Origin of the sequence: Bacillus sp. AFS017336 (genome assembly GCF_002555445.1) — a bacterium.
In the GTDB taxonomy this organism is placed as follows: domain Bacteria; phylum Bacillota; class Bacilli; order Bacillales; family Bacillaceae_G; genus Gottfriedia.
Window position 1 is genome coordinate 67,170 of the sequence record NZ_NUCO01000134.1, and the last position, 17,678, is coordinate 84,847.

16 protein-coding genes are annotated in these 17,678 nt (G+C 30.8%); 5 read left to right on the forward strand and 11 right to left on the reverse strand.

The window, feature by feature from the left end; genetic code table 11:
- Positions 1–3 precede the first annotated feature (3 nt).
- The 6 genes from CN601_RS22870 to CN601_RS22895 all read right to left on the reverse strand — a co-directional run bounded on the left by CN601_RS22870 (position 4) and on the right by CN601_RS22895 (position 7,724).
- Entirely contained in the window at positions 4–879 is an 876-nt protein-coding gene (locus CN601_RS22870; protein ID WP_098121667.1) for a permease, read from the reverse strand.
- Between the two features lie 82 nt (positions 880–961).
- Positions 962–1,903 (reverse strand): magnesium transporter CorA family protein, encoded by a 942-nt coding sequence (locus CN601_RS22875; RefSeq protein ID WP_098121658.1) that lies wholly within the window; start codon positions 1,901–1,903, stop codon positions 962–964.
- Between the two features lie 186 nt (positions 1,904–2,089).
- A complete protein-coding gene (locus tag CN601_RS22880; RefSeq protein WP_098121659.1) occupies positions 2,090–2,275 on the reverse strand; it encodes a hypothetical protein in 186 nt (61 codons plus the stop codon).
- A gap of 64 nt (positions 2,276–2,339) precedes the next feature.
- The gene (gene uptA, locus CN601_RS22885) at positions 2,340–2,948 is read right to left on the reverse strand and encodes an undecaprenyl phosphate transporter UptA (protein WP_257131796.1); all 609 of its coding nucleotides are present in this window, start codon (positions 2,946–2,948) and stop codon (positions 2,340–2,342) included.
- 260 nt (positions 2,949–3,208) lie between these two features.
- Positions 3,209–4,843, reverse strand: a complete 1,635-nt coding sequence (locus tag CN601_RS22890; protein ID WP_098121660.1) for a peptide ABC transporter substrate-binding protein — start codon at positions 4,841–4,843, stop codon at positions 3,209–3,211.
- A 1,249-nt stretch (positions 4,844–6,092) separates the two neighbouring features.
- Positions 6,093–7,724 carry a peptide ABC transporter substrate-binding protein gene (locus tag CN601_RS22895; RefSeq protein ID WP_098172421.1) on the reverse strand — a complete coding sequence of 544 codons (1,632 nt, stop codon included), beginning with the start codon at positions 7,722–7,724 and terminating at the stop codon, positions 6,093–6,095.
- 385 nt (positions 7,725–8,109) lie between these two features.
- Here CN601_RS22895 and pssA point away from each other — a divergent pair, with 385 nt between their 5' ends.
- Together pssA and CN601_RS22905 are read left to right on the forward strand one after the other, a co-directional pair.
- A complete protein-coding gene (pssA, locus tag CN601_RS22900; RefSeq protein ID WP_098121109.1) occupies positions 8,110–8,844 on the forward strand; it encodes a CDP-diacylglycerol--serine O-phosphatidyltransferase in 735 nt (244 codons plus the stop codon).
- 314 nt (positions 8,845–9,158) lie between these two features.
- Positions 9,159–10,094 (forward strand): metal ABC transporter substrate-binding protein, encoded by a 936-nt coding sequence (locus tag CN601_RS22905; protein ID WP_098172422.1) that lies wholly within the window; start codon positions 9,159–9,161, stop codon positions 10,092–10,094.
- 32 nt (positions 10,095–10,126) lie between these two features.
- On the opposite strand, the gene CN601_RS22910 is transcribed toward CN601_RS22905, so the two are convergent.
- The gene (locus CN601_RS22910; protein WP_098172423.1) at positions 10,127–11,410 is read right to left on the reverse strand and encodes an MDR family MFS transporter; all 1,284 of its coding nucleotides are present in this window, start codon (positions 11,408–11,410) and stop codon (positions 10,127–10,129) included.
- Between the two features lie 201 nt (positions 11,411–11,611).
- Here CN601_RS22910 and CN601_RS22915 point away from each other — a divergent pair, with 201 nt between their 5' ends.
- On the forward strand, positions 11,612–12,661 hold the full coding sequence (locus CN601_RS22915) for a YkvI family membrane protein (protein ID WP_098121106.1): 1,050 nt from the start codon (positions 11,612–11,614) through the stop codon (positions 12,659–12,661).
- Here the strand turns inward: CN601_RS22915 and CN601_RS22920 are convergent.
- The 4 genes from CN601_RS22920 to CN601_RS22935 form a co-directional block, all read right to left on the reverse strand.
- Complete coding sequence (locus CN601_RS22920; protein ID WP_098172424.1) at positions 12,658–13,026, reverse strand: DUF3979 family protein; 369 nt, start codon at positions 13,024–13,026, stop codon at positions 12,658–12,660. The two genes, CN601_RS22915 and CN601_RS22920, sit on opposite strands and share 4 nt — an antisense overlap.
- A gap of 123 nt (positions 13,027–13,149) precedes the next feature.
- The gene (locus tag CN601_RS22925) at positions 13,150–13,527 is read right to left on the reverse strand and encodes a hypothetical protein (protein WP_098172425.1); all 378 of its coding nucleotides are present in this window, start codon (positions 13,525–13,527) and stop codon (positions 13,150–13,152) included.
- Between the two features lie 81 nt (positions 13,528–13,608).
- Positions 13,609–15,774: a DNA topoisomerase III gene (locus tag CN601_RS22930; RefSeq protein WP_098172426.1), complete on the reverse strand. Its 2,166-nt coding sequence runs from the start codon at positions 15,772–15,774 to the stop codon at positions 13,609–13,611.
- 332 nt (positions 15,775–16,106) lie between these two features.
- Positions 16,107–16,331: a hypothetical protein gene (locus tag CN601_RS22935; RefSeq protein ID WP_098121102.1), complete on the reverse strand. Its 225-nt coding sequence runs from the start codon at positions 16,329–16,331 to the stop codon at positions 16,107–16,109.
- A 303-nt stretch (positions 16,332–16,634) separates the two neighbouring features.
- Here CN601_RS22935 and cspD point away from each other — a divergent pair, with 303 nt between their 5' ends.
- Positions 16,635–16,832 carry a cold-shock protein CspD gene (gene cspD / locus CN601_RS22940; protein ID WP_098121101.1) on the forward strand — a complete coding sequence of 66 codons (198 nt, stop codon included), beginning with the start codon at positions 16,635–16,637 and terminating at the stop codon, positions 16,830–16,832.
- 167 nt (positions 16,833–16,999) lie between these two features.
- Positions 17,000–17,248 carry a DUF2564 family protein gene (locus CN601_RS22945; protein WP_098121100.1) on the forward strand — a complete coding sequence of 83 codons (249 nt, stop codon included), beginning with the start codon at positions 17,000–17,002 and terminating at the stop codon, positions 17,246–17,248.
- Positions 17,249–17,678 lie beyond the last annotated feature (430 nt).

Below are 17,678 nucleotides of genomic sequence, written 5' to 3' on the forward strand. Positions count from 1 at the left end.
CCCTTAAATTAATAGTGTAGTGATAAATGTTAAAGAAATTACTAATCCAATAATAATTAATACATAACGACTTTTGAAATGTTGGAATAACATTAATGTATTTTTTATATCGATCATTGGACCAACAACCATAAATGCGACGATGGAGTTTAACGAAAACGTACTTAGAAACGAAGATGCAACAAATGCATCAGCTTCAGAACATAGTGATAAGATAAACGCTAATGCCATCATTACTAGAATACTAGCTACTTGTCCATTACCAATATGCATTAAAGTAGCAGTAGGTATAAATGTTTGTACAAAAGCGGCAATAAAAGCACCTAAAATTAAGAATTTACCCATCGAGAAAAATTCTTCAATAGCATGTACACAAACGCTCCATAATTTCTTTTTAACCGGTACTGAATTGTCTACAGGAATTGTCACTAAATTATTTTTTAATGGATTATCAATTTTCAAATATGATAATACAATCCCAATAATATAAGCAACAATCATTGCAGCCCCAGCGCGATAAATAACCATTTGAATACTATTACCAAAAGCAATAAATGTAGCAAACAGTACAATTGGATTAATAATTGGACCTGTTAACATAAATGCTACAGCTACATAGTGAGGAACGCCTTTTTTAATTAATCTACTTACGATTGGTACGATTCCACACTCACAACCTGGGAAAATAAATCCTAGTAAAATAGCAACTAAAACTGCTAAATATCTATTCTTCGGTATTATTTTATATAACATTTCTTCAGTAATAAAAATTTGAATAATCCCAGAAATAAATACTCCGATTAAAATGAATGGTAGTGCTTCGACTACAATCGAAATAAATATCGTATTCATTTGTAAGAATGAATGGTAAAAATTCATATTCGTAATCATATTCTCTCTCCCATTGTACTTTTAAAAATGAAAACTCACAAAACCTCCGAATGACCGGCGGCTTTGTGAGTTAAAAGTACCTTTTTTTCCAAAATATTAGTGCAATAGTTGTTGATAATATCGCAGAAATACCAATTACGATTGGAAACGCATGTGGTATTTTGGATAATGGTATGTTATCAACGTTCATTCCATAAAAACTTGATACCATTGTTGGAATGGATAAAATAATTGTAATAGAAGTTAAAAATTTCATTACAATATTTAAATTATTTGAAATAACTGAAGCAAATGTGTTCATCATCCCACTTAGGATATTGCTATAAACCTCTGCCATTTCTATTGCTTGTTTATTTTCAATAATTACATCTTCTAATAGATCTTCATCATCTTCATACATTTTTAAAATATTCCCTTTAAGAATCTTTTGCATGACGATTTTATTCGATTTTAGTGAAGTAGTAAAATAAACTAAACTTTTTTCAAGGTTCAGCATTGTGAACAATTCTTGATTTCGTGTTGATTGATGTAATTCAGCTTCAATTTCATTAGTTTTGCGATTAATTTGTTTAAGATATCGTAAATAATAGGTTGATGTTGTATGCAACAGTTGAAGTGCAAATCTCGTCTTTTTAAAAGTAAAAAAGCCTTTTACTTTTTGGTAAATAAATCTTTCAAAAATTGGATTTTCACTTAAACAGATTGTAACAAACGTACTAGACGAAATAATCATCCCGATTGGTATTGTATCAAAAATCGTATGCCCATTATCATCATGAGCTACAATTGGAATATCAACAATTATTAGAGTGTGTTCCCCTTCGACCTCTATCCTTGAACGCTCTTCATCATCAAGTGGGTCTTTAATAAAATCTAAATCTAAGTCAAGCTTTTGAACTAGATATTGAATTTCTTGCTCTGTTGGATTGATTGCATTGATCCAGCAACCTTTTTCGATTACGTCGACTTGATTTAGTTTTCCTTGTGCATCTGAAACATAAAAATTTAGCATCTTAATTCACCTCTAATTCTAAAACAAAACCTACACAATAATAGCATACGAAACATTTTTATATGTTTCAACCTTTATTAAAAAGAAAGTCTAAATTCTAATAAACAAGCGCTTTCAGCTGCTATTTTAGTAAGCATTTATACTATTCATAAATAAAGAAAAAGGCCACTTATAGTGACCCAGTTTTTAATATCCACTTTTATAAAAATAATGCATATCACTTAATTCATCAACATATTGATAAACTTCCAATTGGCTCTGAAGCTGTTCTTTTGTATGTACGGAATAATCTTCCGAATTTAATTGATTTTGAACATTTGTAAGAGTATTTAAAATATCAGATTTTAATACATCATACGACATAGAATACATAAAAATCATCCTTCCAATTGAAATTTATCATATTATATGTAATATCACGCAAAACAAATCATTTTTATTTTAAATTTCTATTTTTTGAAACTAACTTTTTTATTAAAAAGTACACAACTAATAACGCAGCTGCTATGACTGCAATCATTGGAGTATATGGAGTCAATACTTCCTTAGCTGTTTCCCAGTTTTTACCTAGTTTCTCACCTATTAATACAAAAAGGATTGACCATGGAATGATCGCAATTACTGTATAAAGACTAAATTTGCCTATTGGCATCTTTGCAAGTCCTGCTGGAATCGATATAGCATGTCTTACAATTGGAATAAAACGTGCCGTAAATACGACTCCTACACCATATTTCGAAAACCATTTTTCAGCTAAATCAAGGTGATGCTTATTAATTAAAATATATTTACCATATTTTTCAATAATTGGTCGACCACCAAAATAACCTAACCAATATAAAAATAATTGTGCAATAGTTCCCCCTATTACTCCTGCTACCACTGCTCCAACAAAATTTATATGCCCTCCAGCTACAAGATAACCAGCATAGGCTAAAACGATTTCACTCGGAATAACTTCAATCATTAATCCTAATGCAACCCCTAAATATCCTAATGATGCAAAAAAATCTAATATCTGATGTATGATATTTGTCAATAGGATCCTCCTCCCTAAAAAACAACTTGTACTACAATGATAATACAAAGGAAGTTAAAATATGTCAAAATTAAGTAATTTTGGATTTAATTGATTTTACAGTGCCAAATACAATAATCATCTATAATTTTGATGTTCCTTCCTTATTTTACGTATTTGATTTTGTTGATTCTACGAGCCGTGTTGAAAGCTCTATCCTCTATCATAAAAAAAAAGGCTGTCCAAGTCAGTGACCTGACTATGGAGCAGCCTTTTATTATTTCTTATTATTTAATTTCAACGTATTTGTAAGTGAAGTCTGAACCAAATGAATGCTCAATTAAGCCATGTACTTTTGGTTTCATAACGTATGCAAGAGCACGTTGGTAAATCGGAAGAATCGCAGCATTGTCTTGTACTAAGATTTTTTCTGCTTTTAAGAATGCGTCAGTACGTTTAGCTGGATCTAATAATAATGGTCCACCAGCTTGAGTGATTAAGTTATCATACTCAGCATTTGCGAATCCCATTTGGTTGAATGGGCTCTTAGAAGTCCACATATCGAAGAATGTCATAGGATCTTTGTAGTCTGGACCCCATCCGCCGAATGATACTTCATAATCTTTCTTAGAGTTTAAATCTAATTGTTGTGCAAATGGAACTGATTTAATGTTAATTTTTAATCCTGGTAAGTTTTTAGTTAATTCACCTTGTAGGTATTCACTAATTTTTTTGTTAGTATCAGTATCTGATCCTAATAATTCGATTGTTACATCTTTCTTACCAATTTCTTTTAAGCCTTGTGCCCATAATGTTTTAGCATCAGCTGGATCGTATTTAACTAAATCGCCAGAAGCTTCACGGAAATCTTTACCGTTTGCATCTAAGAAGTTACTTGGAGCTAAACCATATAATGGTACTGAACCGTTATTTAAAATAGTTCCAGTAATATCTTCACGGTTAAATGCTTCGTTTAATGCTTTACGGATGTTTACGTTTTTAAGAGCTGGATTTTTCTCTTCGTTTACACGTAAGAAGAATACTGTTGGCTCTTTAGTAGTTCCGTAATCAGGGTTGTTTTTATATTTATCAACATACTCTGCTGTTAAACCTGCACGGTCAACTGCACCTGTTTCATAAAGGTTAACACCAGTTCCTGGGTCTTTTACGATTTTAAAGTTTACTTCTTTTAATTTTACGCTAGCAGCATCATAGTACTCATCGTTTTTAACTAATTTATAGCTTTCATCATGCTTCCATTCTTTCATTTGGAAAGGACCGTCGAAGATCATGTTTCCAGCTTCTAAAGCATAATTTTTACCTTGAGATTCAACATACTTTTGATTTAATGGTAAGAATGTTGGGAATGTTACTAAAGAATCGAAATATGGAATAGCTTTCGCTAATTTAACTTCTAAAGTTTTATCATCGATTGCTTTAACTCCTAATTGGTCAACTGGTTTTTTACCAGTAGTAACATCTTCACCGTTTTGTAATACATTCATCATGAATGCATACTCAGAAGCAACTTTTGGATCTGCAGCGCGTTTCCAAGCGTAAACGAAGTCTGCTGCAGTTACAGGGTCACCATTAGACCATTTAGCATCACGTAAGTGGAATGTATAAGTTAAACCATCAGCTGACTTATCAGTAGTTTCTGCGATACCAGGTTTTACTACGTCACCATCACCTAATACATTTAATCCTTCCATAATGTTACCTAAAACGTTGAAAGATTCTGCATCAGTAGAAGTACTAGAATCAAGACCTGGTAGTTCAGCTCCGCCTAGTAAGTTCAATACTTGTGGTTTTGCTTTTGCTGTTTCTTTTTTACCATCATTTGAGTTGTCTGAGTTACATGCAGATAAAAGCATGCTCACAGCAACTGATAAAGATAGAAAATACGATACCTTCTTTTTCATTAGAATTGCCTCCCCAAAATTAAACAATTAGACTTAAAAACTATTAAAATATTCAAACAATTTTCACTGTTCGAACAGTTAATAATATTTAACATACTTTCATTTTACATACTTTTTAGAAAATATCAACACTAATTCGACATTTTTTTCAAAAAATATTAAAAAATCTGAATAAAAGTTTACTTTTTTGTAATTAACAATACATTTTTGTATTATTTTTTGCAGTTTTAACGAAAAATTTTAATAATTGCCCCAATTTCAATAAATGATTTAAGTGGGACAAATATGTATATTTTTTTTAAAAAAGTCTAAAAATAGACTATTTATATTGGATAATCAACTGCAGAAAATATCATGATCTAGTCCATCTTTTTAAAACCTGTTCCAACTGGACACCCTTTAACATTCACTTTCGGGTAATTTGTTATTCACAAATTACCGAAATTTAATATTAAATTGAGAAAATAATCCTTTAAAAAACGAGAAAAGATTAGGATTTCCACGTGGTCCTGATTCATTTCTTTTTGAAGTTGACCAATAAAACCAAATTTTTTTGAACGACTTTTTTGTTTTTCTAATTATTCTCCCTCTATTTAATATGTTTGGAAATCTATGGGACGTCTCTGAACCAATTAATTTTTTTCGTAGTTCGAAGTAATTTGTTCAAATAATTCGGAAAAATGAGGTAATTAATCAAAAAAGTACCAGCATAAAAACCAGCTAGTCTAGTTCCATTTTTCAATTGTTTATCCACGGAGAAATCATCAAACGTATATTTGGATAGAAGTTAACTAAATTTAATTACAGGATAAACTCTCAAGATTTACCCATTTTTTGTTACTCATGAACCCTTTATGAGTTAAATAAATCACCCATTTACCCTTTTTTCTTACTCACGAACCTGTTATGAGCTAAATAACTTCCCACAATTGCCTTTTTTGTTACTCTTGGAACATATAAGAATTAGATAATTCCCAGCCATTTTTAGGAGTAAAATAATTTTGATGTTCTTATTCTATTAAATTAACATTTTAGTTTTTAACGAAAAAACAAAGGTTGTCTATATAGACAACCTTTGAATAAGAAATTGATTTAATTTGTAATTTTGTGGAGTTTAGAATTTTTCCTTTCTATATATATAGAAAAAAGTCATCTTAGATCCCTCATTTTTCTTCGAGACACATGGAAAATTTAAATAAGGGCCGCCTAAGCGTCAGCTACACTGACTTTTAGGCTGGCCCCAATAATATTATTTTTCGTTAGACGCCCATTTGTAAGAGAAATCTCCTCCAAATTTGTGCGCAATAATACCTTTAACTGATTTCTTTTCTAAATAAGCGCGTCCGCGTTGGTAAATTGGAGAGATACCAGCTTCATCCATGATAACTTTCTCAGCTTGTACCATATCGTCCCAACGTTTTTGTGGATCTGCTTCTTTTTTAGCAGCATTTACTAATTCATCATATTTTGGATTATTGTATGCCATCTCATTGAATGGGCTGTTTGATAAGAACATATCAATGAATGTCATTGGATCTGGATAATCTGGTCCCCAACCTGAGAATGAGAAGTCATAGTCTAATTTTTTCTCAGAATCAAGTTTGATTTCAAACGGTTGTGGAGCTACTGTAATTGTTAAGCCAGGTAAGTTCTTCATAAGCTCACCAGCGACATACTCAGCTGCTTTTTTACGAGTTGTATCATCATATGAAAGCATTTTTAACTCAATTTTATTTTTGCCTAGTTCTTTCTTAGCTTCAGACCATAATTTTTGAGCTTCCTTCACATTATATTTATTGAAGTCTCCATTATGATCACGGAAATCTTTTTGATCTGGACCTTTTACCCACTCAGATGGTACTAACCAATATGCAGGTTTAGAACCGTCATTTAAAATAGAAGAAGTAATAGCTTCTTTATCATAAGCTAAGTCAAACGCTTGACGAACCTTAGCATTTTTGAAAAGTGGTAGTTTTTCATTGAAACGGAAGAATACTAAACGAGCATCTAATTGAGTTTTGTAATCTGGATCGTTTTTATATTTATCAACGAACTCAGAATCTACCATAACTTTGTCAAGATCACCGTTTTGATATAAGTTAACAGCTGCTGAAGTATCTTTAACTACATTGTATTTAATTTCATCTAACTTAACAACGTCTTTGTCCCAATACTTTTCGTTTTTCTTTAATGTAAAGCTTTGCTCATGTTTCCAGTCGCTTAAAACAAACGGACCATTATATAATTGAGTATTTGCTTCTAAACCATATTTATCTCCTTTAGACTCAACCCACTTTTGGTTTTCAGGTAAGTATGTACCAAAAGTTGTTAATTGTAAGAAATACGGTGTAGGTTGTTCTAAAGTAACCTGTAAAGTTTTATCGTCAATTGCTTTAACACCTAATTGATCTAATGGCATTTTACCATTGAAAATAGCCTCAGCATTTTTCACATAGTATAAAATGAATGAATATTCAGATGCAGTTTTAGGATCTACAGCACGTTGCCAACCGTAAACGAAGTCTTTAGCTGTCACTGGCTCACCATTAGACCATTTTGTATCACGTAAATGGAAAGTATAAGTAAGTCCATCTTTACTAACTTCGATCGAGTCTTTCTTAGCAACGCCATCTACTACTGCGTCATCTTGTCCTAAACGAAGTAAACCTTCATTTACATTGTCTAAAACTTCGAATGACATTGAATCAGTAGTTTTTGCTGAATCCATAGAAGGAATCTCAGTGGTGGTAGTTAATCTTAACGTTTGCTTTTTATCTTTCTGAGTATTAGTTGCCGTTGTTTCTGTGTCTTTGCCACAAGCTGCTAGTACCGTACTTAATACTAATAAACTTGAAACAGTTGTTGCTAATCTACGCTTCATAAGAGCACCTCCGAATATTTGTGATTCATCATATAATTTACTTATTTTTCTGAAAAATCACTTATTACTTTTTCAATATACTACATATTTTTCAGAAAAAAAAGTATTTTTTTAATATTTAATTTATTTTTTATTAAAAACTCTTTAAAATATAGTTTAAATTTCATAATTTTTTTCAATTTTTTATTAGTACTATTTAACTTTTTTACTATTCCCATATTTTTTCGGTGCAAAAAAGGGCAATTTTTATAAAAAAATATGTCGAATCTCCAAACATTTCTCGAACTTCATTATTAATTTCCATTCTTGCTAATTTTTGGGTTATAATATATCTTATGAATTTGAACATATATATATATTTATATCAATATTAGGAAGTGAATGTATGATAAGAAGAAGTATCCCGAACCTATTTACTCTAGGTAACTTATATTGTGGATTTCTATCAATTGGATTCGCTGCTAAAGGCGAATTCAGAAATGCAGCAATTCTTATTTTAATAGGAATGATGCTAGATAGTATGGACGGTCGTGTTGCCCGAGTTTTAGGAGTACAATCTCAATTAGGAAAGGAATTAGACTCATTAGCTGATATCGTCACATTTGGAGTCGCACCTTCTTATTTAGTATTTTGTACACAATTCTCTACTGAAGGTATCTTTGGTTTAGGAATCGCTGGTTTATTCCCTTTATTCGGAGCTTACAGATTAGCTCGATTTAATGTAACACCAATTTCGACATCATTAAAATATTTTACTGGTGTACCAATTACCGCTGCAGGTGGTTTTGTCGCCTTTTTAACTTTATTCGGTAGTCGCATACCACAAATCGTCATTATCACTGTATTCGTTGCATTAGCTTTTTTAATGGTAAGTAGAATAAAAATTCCAAGCTTTAAAGATATTCCGATTCCTAAATATGCAACGATTATTACGATCTTTTTAGGATACGCTTTATACCTTGTATGGCATGCAAAAAAAGAACAGTGGCCATTTTTTATTTATATTGCGATTCCACTATACATCTTCTTTATTTTCTTTCAATTTTTCAAAAGTAAAAAGAAGCAAAGTAATAATGAAAGTCAAAAACCTCGGAAATTCCGCTTAAAGCGAAAATCTTAATAAAAAGTATGTTTTGATCGATTAGCTCTACATCAAAACATACTTTTTTTGCATATTAGATCTTTCTAGTTATCATTTTTCTTGCACAATAAAAATTACTGATTTATAATGACTAAGTGTTAAATCGTAATAAGTACGATTTTGAGGTTTTTATTTAAGTTTACTTTTTGTATGATAAAAAATTTATCTTACATTTTTTTTAAAATATAAAAAGGAATGATTACGAATTAATTAAAATAATTTAATCATTTTCGTTTATTAATAGCCTCAATACAAAATACTAAGACGATTAAAATGATAGGGAGAGCATGAATATGAAATTTAGAAAATTAGCAATCATAACTTTGCTATTAACAGGAACAATTCTATCAGCTTGTAATAAGGATACGAAGCAACAAAGTACAAAAGATAAAAATAAGCTTACGATCTATACTACAATCTATCCATTACAGGATTTTGCTGAAAAAATTGGTGGTAAATATGTTGATGTACATTCAATTTACCCTACCGGAGTCGATACTCACGATTTTGAACCGACATCCAAACAAATTGTTAAAATCGCAAACTCTGATTTATTTGTTTATAATGGTGCAGGTATGGAACCTTTTGCTGATAAAATTAAGGATGCACTAAAAAACAATAATGTGGCATCATTAGAAGCTACAAAAAATATTGAATTAATTAAATCAAATGAAGAAGAAGTTCACGAAGAAGATCAACATGATGTTGATCCACATGTTTGGTTAGATCCTTCTAGAGCAAAAATTGAGGCAGAAAATATTAAAGATGAATTGATCAAATTAATGCCAAAAAATAAAGAATACTTCGAAGCGAATTATGATAAAATCGACGGTCAATTTGATGAACTTGATAGCGAGTTACGAAATTTAGTTTTACATTCCAAGCGTAAAGATATCGTTGTTTCTCATGCAGCTTATGGTTATTTAGAACAACATTATGGAATTAAACAAATTCCAATTACAGGGCTATCTCCTTCTCAAGAACCTTCTCAAAAGGAATTAAAAAATGTTGTAGACTTTGTTAATAAACATCATGTTAAATATATTTTATTTGAAACGTTTGCAACACCTAAAGTTGCTTCAGTCGTAAAAGATGAAACTCATGCTGAAATTTTGAGACTTAATCACTTAGCCACTATTTCCGAAGATGATGTAAAAAACCATAAGGATTATTTTGATTTAATGCAAGAAAATGTCGACACACTCGATAAGGCTTTAAATAACCGCTAAAAAAGGACCCCCGGGGTCCTTTTTTTATATCATTATACTACTTTCATATCATTACGTATTTCTATTGATTTTTTCTTCATCTCTTTAAACATAATTTCATATAAATACGCTCCGCATAATGCTAAAAATGCGATTAAAATAAAAGTCCATTTATATCCAATTATACCTGCGAGTGGAATGGTTAATGGTGCGATTGTTCGTCCTAATGACCATCTTAAACCTGAAGCAGCAAAATACTGCCCTCGTTGACTTTCTGGAGCGATTTTTGCAATAAATGAGTTCTGATTCCCTACAACTAATATTTCTCCTAAAGTAAAAATTGCCATAGCAATAAAAATTACGTAGGCTGAAAGTGTAAATCCGAACAATAACATAGAGAAAGCATAACAAACGGAAGATGCAAAAAATAAAAATCTTTCATTAAATTTATTCGCGAACTTCGTGATTAAAACAGTTAATAAAGCTACTATTAAACCGTTTTCTGCAATTGTCCAGCTAAATAATGTTTCACTCTTTGTTTTTAAAGTAAAATCGCCGAAGCTAATTAATGTTTGAACAGGTATTTTCTCTTTTATAAATACTGCTAACAATAAATCTAATTGAGTAAAAGTTTGAGAGATTAATATTCCGGCAGCAACAAATAAGAAAAATACTTTATCAGTAAAAATAATGCGATAATTCTTCACTTGTTGAATAAAGACTTTAGAAATTGAAGCTTCTTTTTCTTGCTTTATTGAATCTGGCAAGGACTCCTTTATTAATAAAGCAATCATAATTGAAACAATTAAAAATATAAATGAAGATGTTGCAAATAATAAAAACCTTGCTTTAAAAAATAAGATTCCTCCAATTATTGGTCCAATTACTACATTTATATTTATCATCGTATAAAATACTGCAAATACCAAGTTTCGCTCATCTTTGTCCTCAACTGTATCTGCTACCATTGCAGAACTAGCTGGATTATAAAGCATTCCGGTAACACTAATAATTGCAAATCCTACAAAAGTTAACCAAGGAGAAGTTAAAATTGGTGAATTTGCAATCGTTAATAAGATCATACCACCAGCTTGAATAAAGGCAGATATGACCATCATTTTCTTTCGACCATACGTATCAGCTAAATATCCGCCGATTAAATTTGCAAATACCCCAACAGCCTGTGAGCACATTAGTAAAATCCCCGAAGTAACTTTACCTAATTCTTCAGCAAAGTAAATCGCTAGAAAAGGTAAATACATCCAAAAAAATAAGCCGAAGAAAAACTCAGCTACAAGCCTTACTTTCATATTAAAATTCCACTTAAGTATATTCATGTTGTCCGCCTCCCTAACCTACTCACTGTAACATAATTAAAAATGAGCGTAAATTTAAATTTTAATTTATCCTTCTTTCTTTTAAAATTTTCGTCCAATAAAATTTTCTCAATTGAAATGTTTATAAACTTTTCCTTTAGAGCATGTCTAATTTCCTAAAATGTATCATACAATTTAGTACTACATTTAGGAGGACTTCCTATGAAATTTAACTTTAGTAAAGAAGTTCGAAATATAGCATTTACATATGTTGGAACTGTAATTGGGGCAGGATTCGCCACGGGAAAGGAAATCGTAGAGTTCTTCTCTATAAACGGAGTATATGGTGCTTTGGGAATTTTATTTGCGACCATTTTATTTTGTTGGTTTGGAAGTAAAATTATGACCATTGCACATACATATAAATTGAAGTCAGCACAAGAATTTAATGTACTTTTATTTGGAGAACTCGGAGGAAATATCATTAATGCGCTTCTTTTCTTTGTACTAATTGGCGTTACAAGCGTTATGCTGTCAGGTGCTGGTGCTGTATTTAAAAATTACTTACATTTCAATTCATTGATCGGTTCGTTTATTTTTATTATCTTAACATTTATCGTTTTAAGAAAAGGGACAAGTGGTTTATTCAGCTTAAATAATACGGTAGTCCCAATTATGTGTGCTTTTATTGCTGCAGTTTTCATTAATTCACACTTACCATTTACAATGCGCGAAATTAATTTAGATAATCTATTGCCTTCCATCAATACGCTTAATATTTCAGTATTTACGAAACCAATCACTTATGTTTGTTTAAATATGGCACTAGCACAAGCAGTCTTAGTTCCAATTGGATCAGAGTGTAAAGAAAAATCTTCTATTATACACGGTGGGATTTTAGGAGGGCTTATATTAGGCACAATTTTATTACTAATTCACCTTAACGTTTCTGGAGTGCCTAATTTTCAACAATATGAAATACCTATGGTTGAAGTAATCAAAAAAATCCATCCAATTTTCTATTACTTTTTCTTAATGGTTATATTAGCTGAAATTTTCACTACTTTAGTTGGTAATATATATGGGATGTCTAGACAAATTAATTCATACATCCCAATAAATGCAAATGTACTCGTTATTTTATTATTAATATGCTGTCTATTTATTAGCATAATTGGTTATGGCCCACTTTTAACATTTCTTTATCCATTAATCGGATGGATTAGCTTTCTTGTCATTCTTACTTTACTTAAACCTAAAAAATCATCTTAATCACAATCATCACATACTTCATAATACAATCCAAATTCGATGTGCAACTTAGGTTTCCATTGAATCTTAAACATTCTTGATTGCCAACGTTCTAAAACAAATTGAATTGAATTTTCATCATGATCATTAATTAAAATCATTTGATGAACTTGTAAACTCTTTACGGAGAATCGATTTTCATTTTCAACATACCAATCAATCGTTAATTCATCATACTCATTAATGATAAACTTAACGTATGTACTTGGTTTGTCCTTAAGATTAATCTCACTAAAAATGCCATCGTCCGTCACAATAATTGGAAAATCACCTTTTTCATTTTTTTCTAATTTTATTTGAAAGGTATTTTCTAAAAAGCAAATCATTTTGTCACCTTCTATTTTAAGATATGATGATAGTTTAACAAATTAAAACATGAAAAGACAGGAATATGCAGAGGCAATAGAAAAAGGATTACTCTTTGATTTTATTCAAGAGTAATCCTTCTTTTATTTTCGATTATATAAAGCTTTGTATTTAGACCATGCATTCCTTCTTTCTTTCATCAAGCTAAGAAATTCTGGTTTACAATCGTCTAAATTAGTTAAAGCAACAAGTTCGCTATTTTTCCATTTTGTTACTATACCTTCAGTTGTATAAATCAAATATTGGTATTCTAAGTAACTTCCAAGTGAAGATAAGCTTATTTGCTCAAAAATTTTTATGGCAAAACTGTCGGAAAACGATACAAATACCGGTCTTGTGCCTACTCGATCTAAATCAAGGACATGTACAATTTTCCGATCACAATCTATGCATAACGAATAAACGGAAGGAACAATTCCACCAGTTAAAAAAACTTGTTCATTGCTATAGAATTCCTTCACTCTAATCCTCCTATTTATATTGTATATAAGTATATGCAATATAAAATAGAATTGACTAGTTAATTTATATTATCGTTCATTTTATTTTATAGAATTTTGAATAAACATGATTTTACCTGCTTCATTAAATTTTAATGATGCCTCAAATTCTTTACCATCTTTTGAAAAACCTTTTATAGTTTCAGTAGTTTCTCCACTAAGCAATTGCTTCATGGCTGATTTTGTAATTGACTTTCCTAATATTTTTTTTGAAATCGTCACATCACATTTTGTCTTTTGGAATTGATCACAGCCATAAAAAGACCCTTTATCAACCATTTTCCCTTCACATTTAAAACATTTTCCAATACTAACTGATTTTTTCTTCGGACCAAACTTTGTATTCTGCATATCTTCAATGCGAAACTCTGAAAAATTCCATATTTTCTCATTTTCATATGCATCCAATATTATTTTCTCTGTTAATTTTTTTGTTTGCTCCATAAAATCAAGACTACTTGCTTTCCCGTCCCCTATTTCACTTAATCGTTGCTCCCATTTAGCTGTCATTTCAGGTGAAGTTAAAATATTTTCTCCAAGAGCATAAATAATAAGTTTTCCTTTATCAGTTGCAAAAACCTGATTTTTCTTAACATCAATATATTTTCTATTTTTTAACGTACCGATAATTCCAGCCCTAGTTGCTTCTGTACCAAGTCCTTCAGTTTTATTTAAGATTTTCGTTAATTCAGGATTATCGATATGTTTCCCGGCTGATTTCATTAATGTTATTAATTGTCCCTCTGTATATCTTTTAGGAGCTTGTGTTTTCTTTTCTTTTACTTCAGCCTTTTTAACGATTCCTTCTTGTCCAATTTCAACAATGGGCAAATTTTGTTCTTCATTATTTTTTTCTTTTGCTTTTTCAAAAATAACTTTACGCCAGCCTTCTTGAACCATTATTTTCCCTTTTGAAATAAAAGTCGCTCGATCGTCAACTATCGTATGAATTGTTGTATAGTCAAAAATTGAACTAGGATAATGTGCACTTATTAATCTATTTACAATTAATTCATATATTTTGAATTCTTCATCATTCAATTTATGAATAGCTGGCACTTGTTCAGTTGGAATGATTGCATAGTGATCGGTAACCTTTTTCTCGTTAACAAAACGACTATTATTTAAAATAGACTCGTTTGGAAGAGGGAAAAATTGTGAAAATTGCTCAATGTTTTCGAGTTTTTTTAATATGTCGGGGATCATCATCGCCTCTTCCTTTGTAATAAAACTTGAATCGGAACGCGGATATGATATATTCCCTTTAACATAAAGCTTTTGAGCAATTTCTAAAGTTTTTTGTGGAGAAAACTTATATTTAGCATTTGCATCAGCTTGTAGCGTTGATAAATTATAAAGAAAAGGAGGCTGATATTCCTTTCTTTCTTGTTCAATATCAGTAATCTTTGCCATTTTATTTTCACAAAAACTAGCGATTTTAGTAGCTAATTCACTAGATGAGATTTTAGAATCTGATTCTTTATGCCACTTTCCAAAAAACTTTTTCTTATCAAACTGAAATGTAGCATATACCTCCCAATAAGGTTCAGATTTAAACTTTTCTATTTCAAGCTCTCTTTTCACTATAAGTGCGAGAGTAGGTGTCTGAACTCTCCCTAAAGAAAATACATCTTGAATTCCCTTTTTTTGTAAATGTAGTGAATACACTCTCGATGCATTCATCCCTACTAACCAATCGGCACAAGCTCTACTATACGCCTCAAAAAATAAGCTTTTTGTTTCATTTTCATCCAATAATTGGCTAAATCCTTTTCTAACAGCATTTTCAGTTAAAGAAGAAATCCAAAGCCTTTTCATCGGTTTTCGATTTCCAGCTAAATTTAATATAAGGCGAACAATATGTTCTCCTTCTCTCTCACAGTCTCCCGCGATTATAATTTCATTCACTTCATCTAAATGGACTAAATTCTTTATAATCGAAAATTGATCCCATTTTCCCTTTGATACTTTATGCTTAAAACGATCAGGTACAATAGGTAAAGTATTTAGAGACCATTTTTTCCACTTCTCATCATATTCTTCAGGTGATAACAACTCACATAAATGCCCAATAGCCCAAGTTAAATAAGCGCCTTTTGGAAAAAACTCATTTGGTTGAATGATTAAAAACCCCTTTTTCTTCTGAAAATTAAAAGGAGCAGCAAGCTTCAACCCTTGATCAGGCTTCTCAGCAATTATTAATTTCATTTTATTCCTCACAATTTAACTGATTTTTATATAACTCATTAAGTACATACAGTTATTATATAACTAATGTAAAAACAGGAAAAGATTTTAAGGAAGGAAATACTGGATCTTAAGGTATTAAGAAGGATTATTTAATAATAGGTAAATCTAATGGTGATTTGGGTAGGGGATGTTTCAATATTCAGCAAATTGAATTAAAATCGCAAATTAGATTAATCAACTTTACACTTGAAGAAACTGTCCATTCTAGATTCAATAAGCAAGTTAAAAAGAGGGTCCCATATGTCAGTTCAATATGAGACAGCCCCTTTTACCGTTTCTTCATTTAGCTACTACTCACACGCGGGGTTACGAGGAATTTGTATAAACTCTACTTCTTCTAAAATTCTAATTCGCTTCGTTACAATTACAACATAATTTGCTGTCCATATATATTGAGGAAAGTTATTTTCATCGACCATCATAGCCTGAAATGTATCATTCATCATTTCTTCAAATTTTTCTTCTGTTATTAAATCATGTTCAATTTGAAATTCAATCCATTCGCAATGTATCATTTCCATCTCTCCATCTCTTTATAAAGTGAAAACATGTTTTTAGCTTTAAAATTATTTTGTACTGCTTACTACAGTTGAAGTATAGCATGAGTTTTTATGTTTGTGATTTATTTCACAAATTTATTTTAAGCTTTTTTTTATTTATGAATTATTTATGTCAATTGATTGTATATTTCGTGATTAAGCGCTTACTTGACTTATAATCCTAATAGTTGTATATTAATTTCAACATTTATTAATTAAGTGTTAATAAGTGGAAATTTTTTCGCGCTTTATGTGCAATGTTTTAGGAGGAAAAGAAATATGCAAGGAAAAGTAAAATGGTTCAACAATGAAAAAGGTTTCGGATTCATCGAAGTTGAAGGCGGAGAAGACGTATTCGTACATTTCTCAGCTATTCAAACTGAAGGATTCAAATCATTAGAAGAAGGTGCAGAAGTTTCTTTTGACATTGTTGAAGGTAACCGTGGACCTCAAGCTGCTAACGTAGTAAAGATATAAATAATACTTGACTACATAGAGGACTGATTTATTCAGTCCTTTTTATTTTACCCTTTTTTATTTTCTTACTATGAAAAAATTTCAAAAAAAACTTAATAAAAAAACAGCACTTCTTCATTTTTCCTATTTATTTGGGAATACTACGAAGTGAAATAAGGAGGGTGAATATGTCAAACTTTAATAATTTTGAAGATGTAGAAATGAAAGTTAAAGCTGCACAAAAGCTTGTAGGTTATGCAACAATGAGCATGGACGAGCAACAATTAACTGATGCAACAACTGCAATCACTCAAGCAAGAGAACAGCTTGAAAAAATGAAAGGCCTTGCTACTGATTTAGATGAAGAGTTTTTAGTGAAACAAGAAGAAGATTTAACGCAAGTCGAGCAACAATTACGAGAAGCTCAAATATTTTAGTACATTCTTTAGGCTGTCGGAACAATTGACAGCCTTTTATTTTTTCTACTTCTATAAATTCTACTTAAATAAGTACTTCGTCGATATTTTTCTCAAAGTAAAGTAAAGTAGATTAGAATTTTGATGTAGACTTTTATTGTTTGACTAATTTGATTGGAACGGAAGGTTGATCGACTCCTATGGGAATAGCGGGAAGGCTAAAGACCCCACAGGCAAAGCGAGGCCGCTGAAAAACTACATGATTTTTGAAAATGTTCAATTCCCTAAATTCCCCATCCCCACTTTCATCTCTAAAATGGGATGTAAAATAGATTATCATTCCCACTTTAGCTATAAAAAACTAGGTTTTTATGGGAATTGATTTTTCCGAAAAAGTAATTTTTAACCAAAATTTACTTTTTCAGTGGCCTAGGCAAAGCCGAGGAGGCTC

Bases quoted from the DNA above. Each gene is read 5' to 3' on its own strand.
- CN601_RS22930 (WP_098172426.1), bottom strand. From the start codon at position 15,774: ATGAAATTAATAATTGCTGAGAAGCCTGATCAAGGGTTGAAGCTTGCT.
- CN601_RS22910 (WP_098172423.1), bottom strand. From the start codon at position 11,410: ATGAATATACTTAAGTGGAATTTTAATATGAAAGTAAGGCTTGTAGCT.
- CN601_RS22905 (WP_098172422.1), top strand. From the start codon at position 9,159: ATGAAATTTAGAAAATTAGCAATCATAACTTTGCTATTAACAGGAACA.
- CN601_RS22895 (WP_098172421.1), bottom strand. From the start codon at position 7,724: ATGAAGCGTAGATTAGCAACAACTGTTTCAAGTTTATTAGTATTAAGT.
- CN601_RS22875 (WP_098121658.1), bottom strand. From the start codon at position 1,903: ATGCTAAATTTTTATGTTTCAGATGCACAAGGAAAACTAAATCAAGTC.
- CN601_RS22935 (WP_098121102.1), bottom strand. From the start codon at position 16,331: ATGATACATTGCGAATGGATTGAATTTCAAATTGAACATGATTTAATA.
- CN601_RS22915 (WP_098121106.1), top strand. From the start codon at position 11,612: ATGAAATTTAACTTTAGTAAAGAAGTTCGAAATATAGCATTTACATAT.
- pssA (WP_098121109.1), top strand. From the start codon at position 8,110: ATGATAAGAAGAAGTATCCCGAACCTATTTACTCTAGGTAACTTATAT.
- CN601_RS22890 (WP_098121660.1), bottom strand. From the start codon at position 4,843: ATGAAAAAGAAGGTATCGTATTTTCTATCTTTATCAGTTGCTGTGAGC.
- CN601_RS22945 (WP_098121100.1), top strand. From the start codon at position 17,000: ATGTCAAACTTTAATAATTTTGAAGATGTAGAAATGAAAGTTAAAGCT.
- cspD (WP_098121101.1), top strand. From the start codon at position 16,635: ATGCAAGGAAAAGTAAAATGGTTCAACAATGAAAAAGGTTTCGGATTC.
- CN601_RS22870 (WP_098121667.1), bottom strand. From the start codon at position 879: ATGAATTTTTACCATTCATTCTTACAAATGAATACGATATTTATTTCG.
- CN601_RS22880 (WP_098121659.1), bottom strand. From the start codon at position 2,275: ATGTATTCTATGTCGTATGATGTATTAAAATCTGATATTTTAAATACT.
- CN601_RS22920 (WP_098172424.1), bottom strand. From the start codon at position 13,026: ATGATTTGCTTTTTAGAAAATACCTTTCAAATAAAATTAGAAAAAAAT.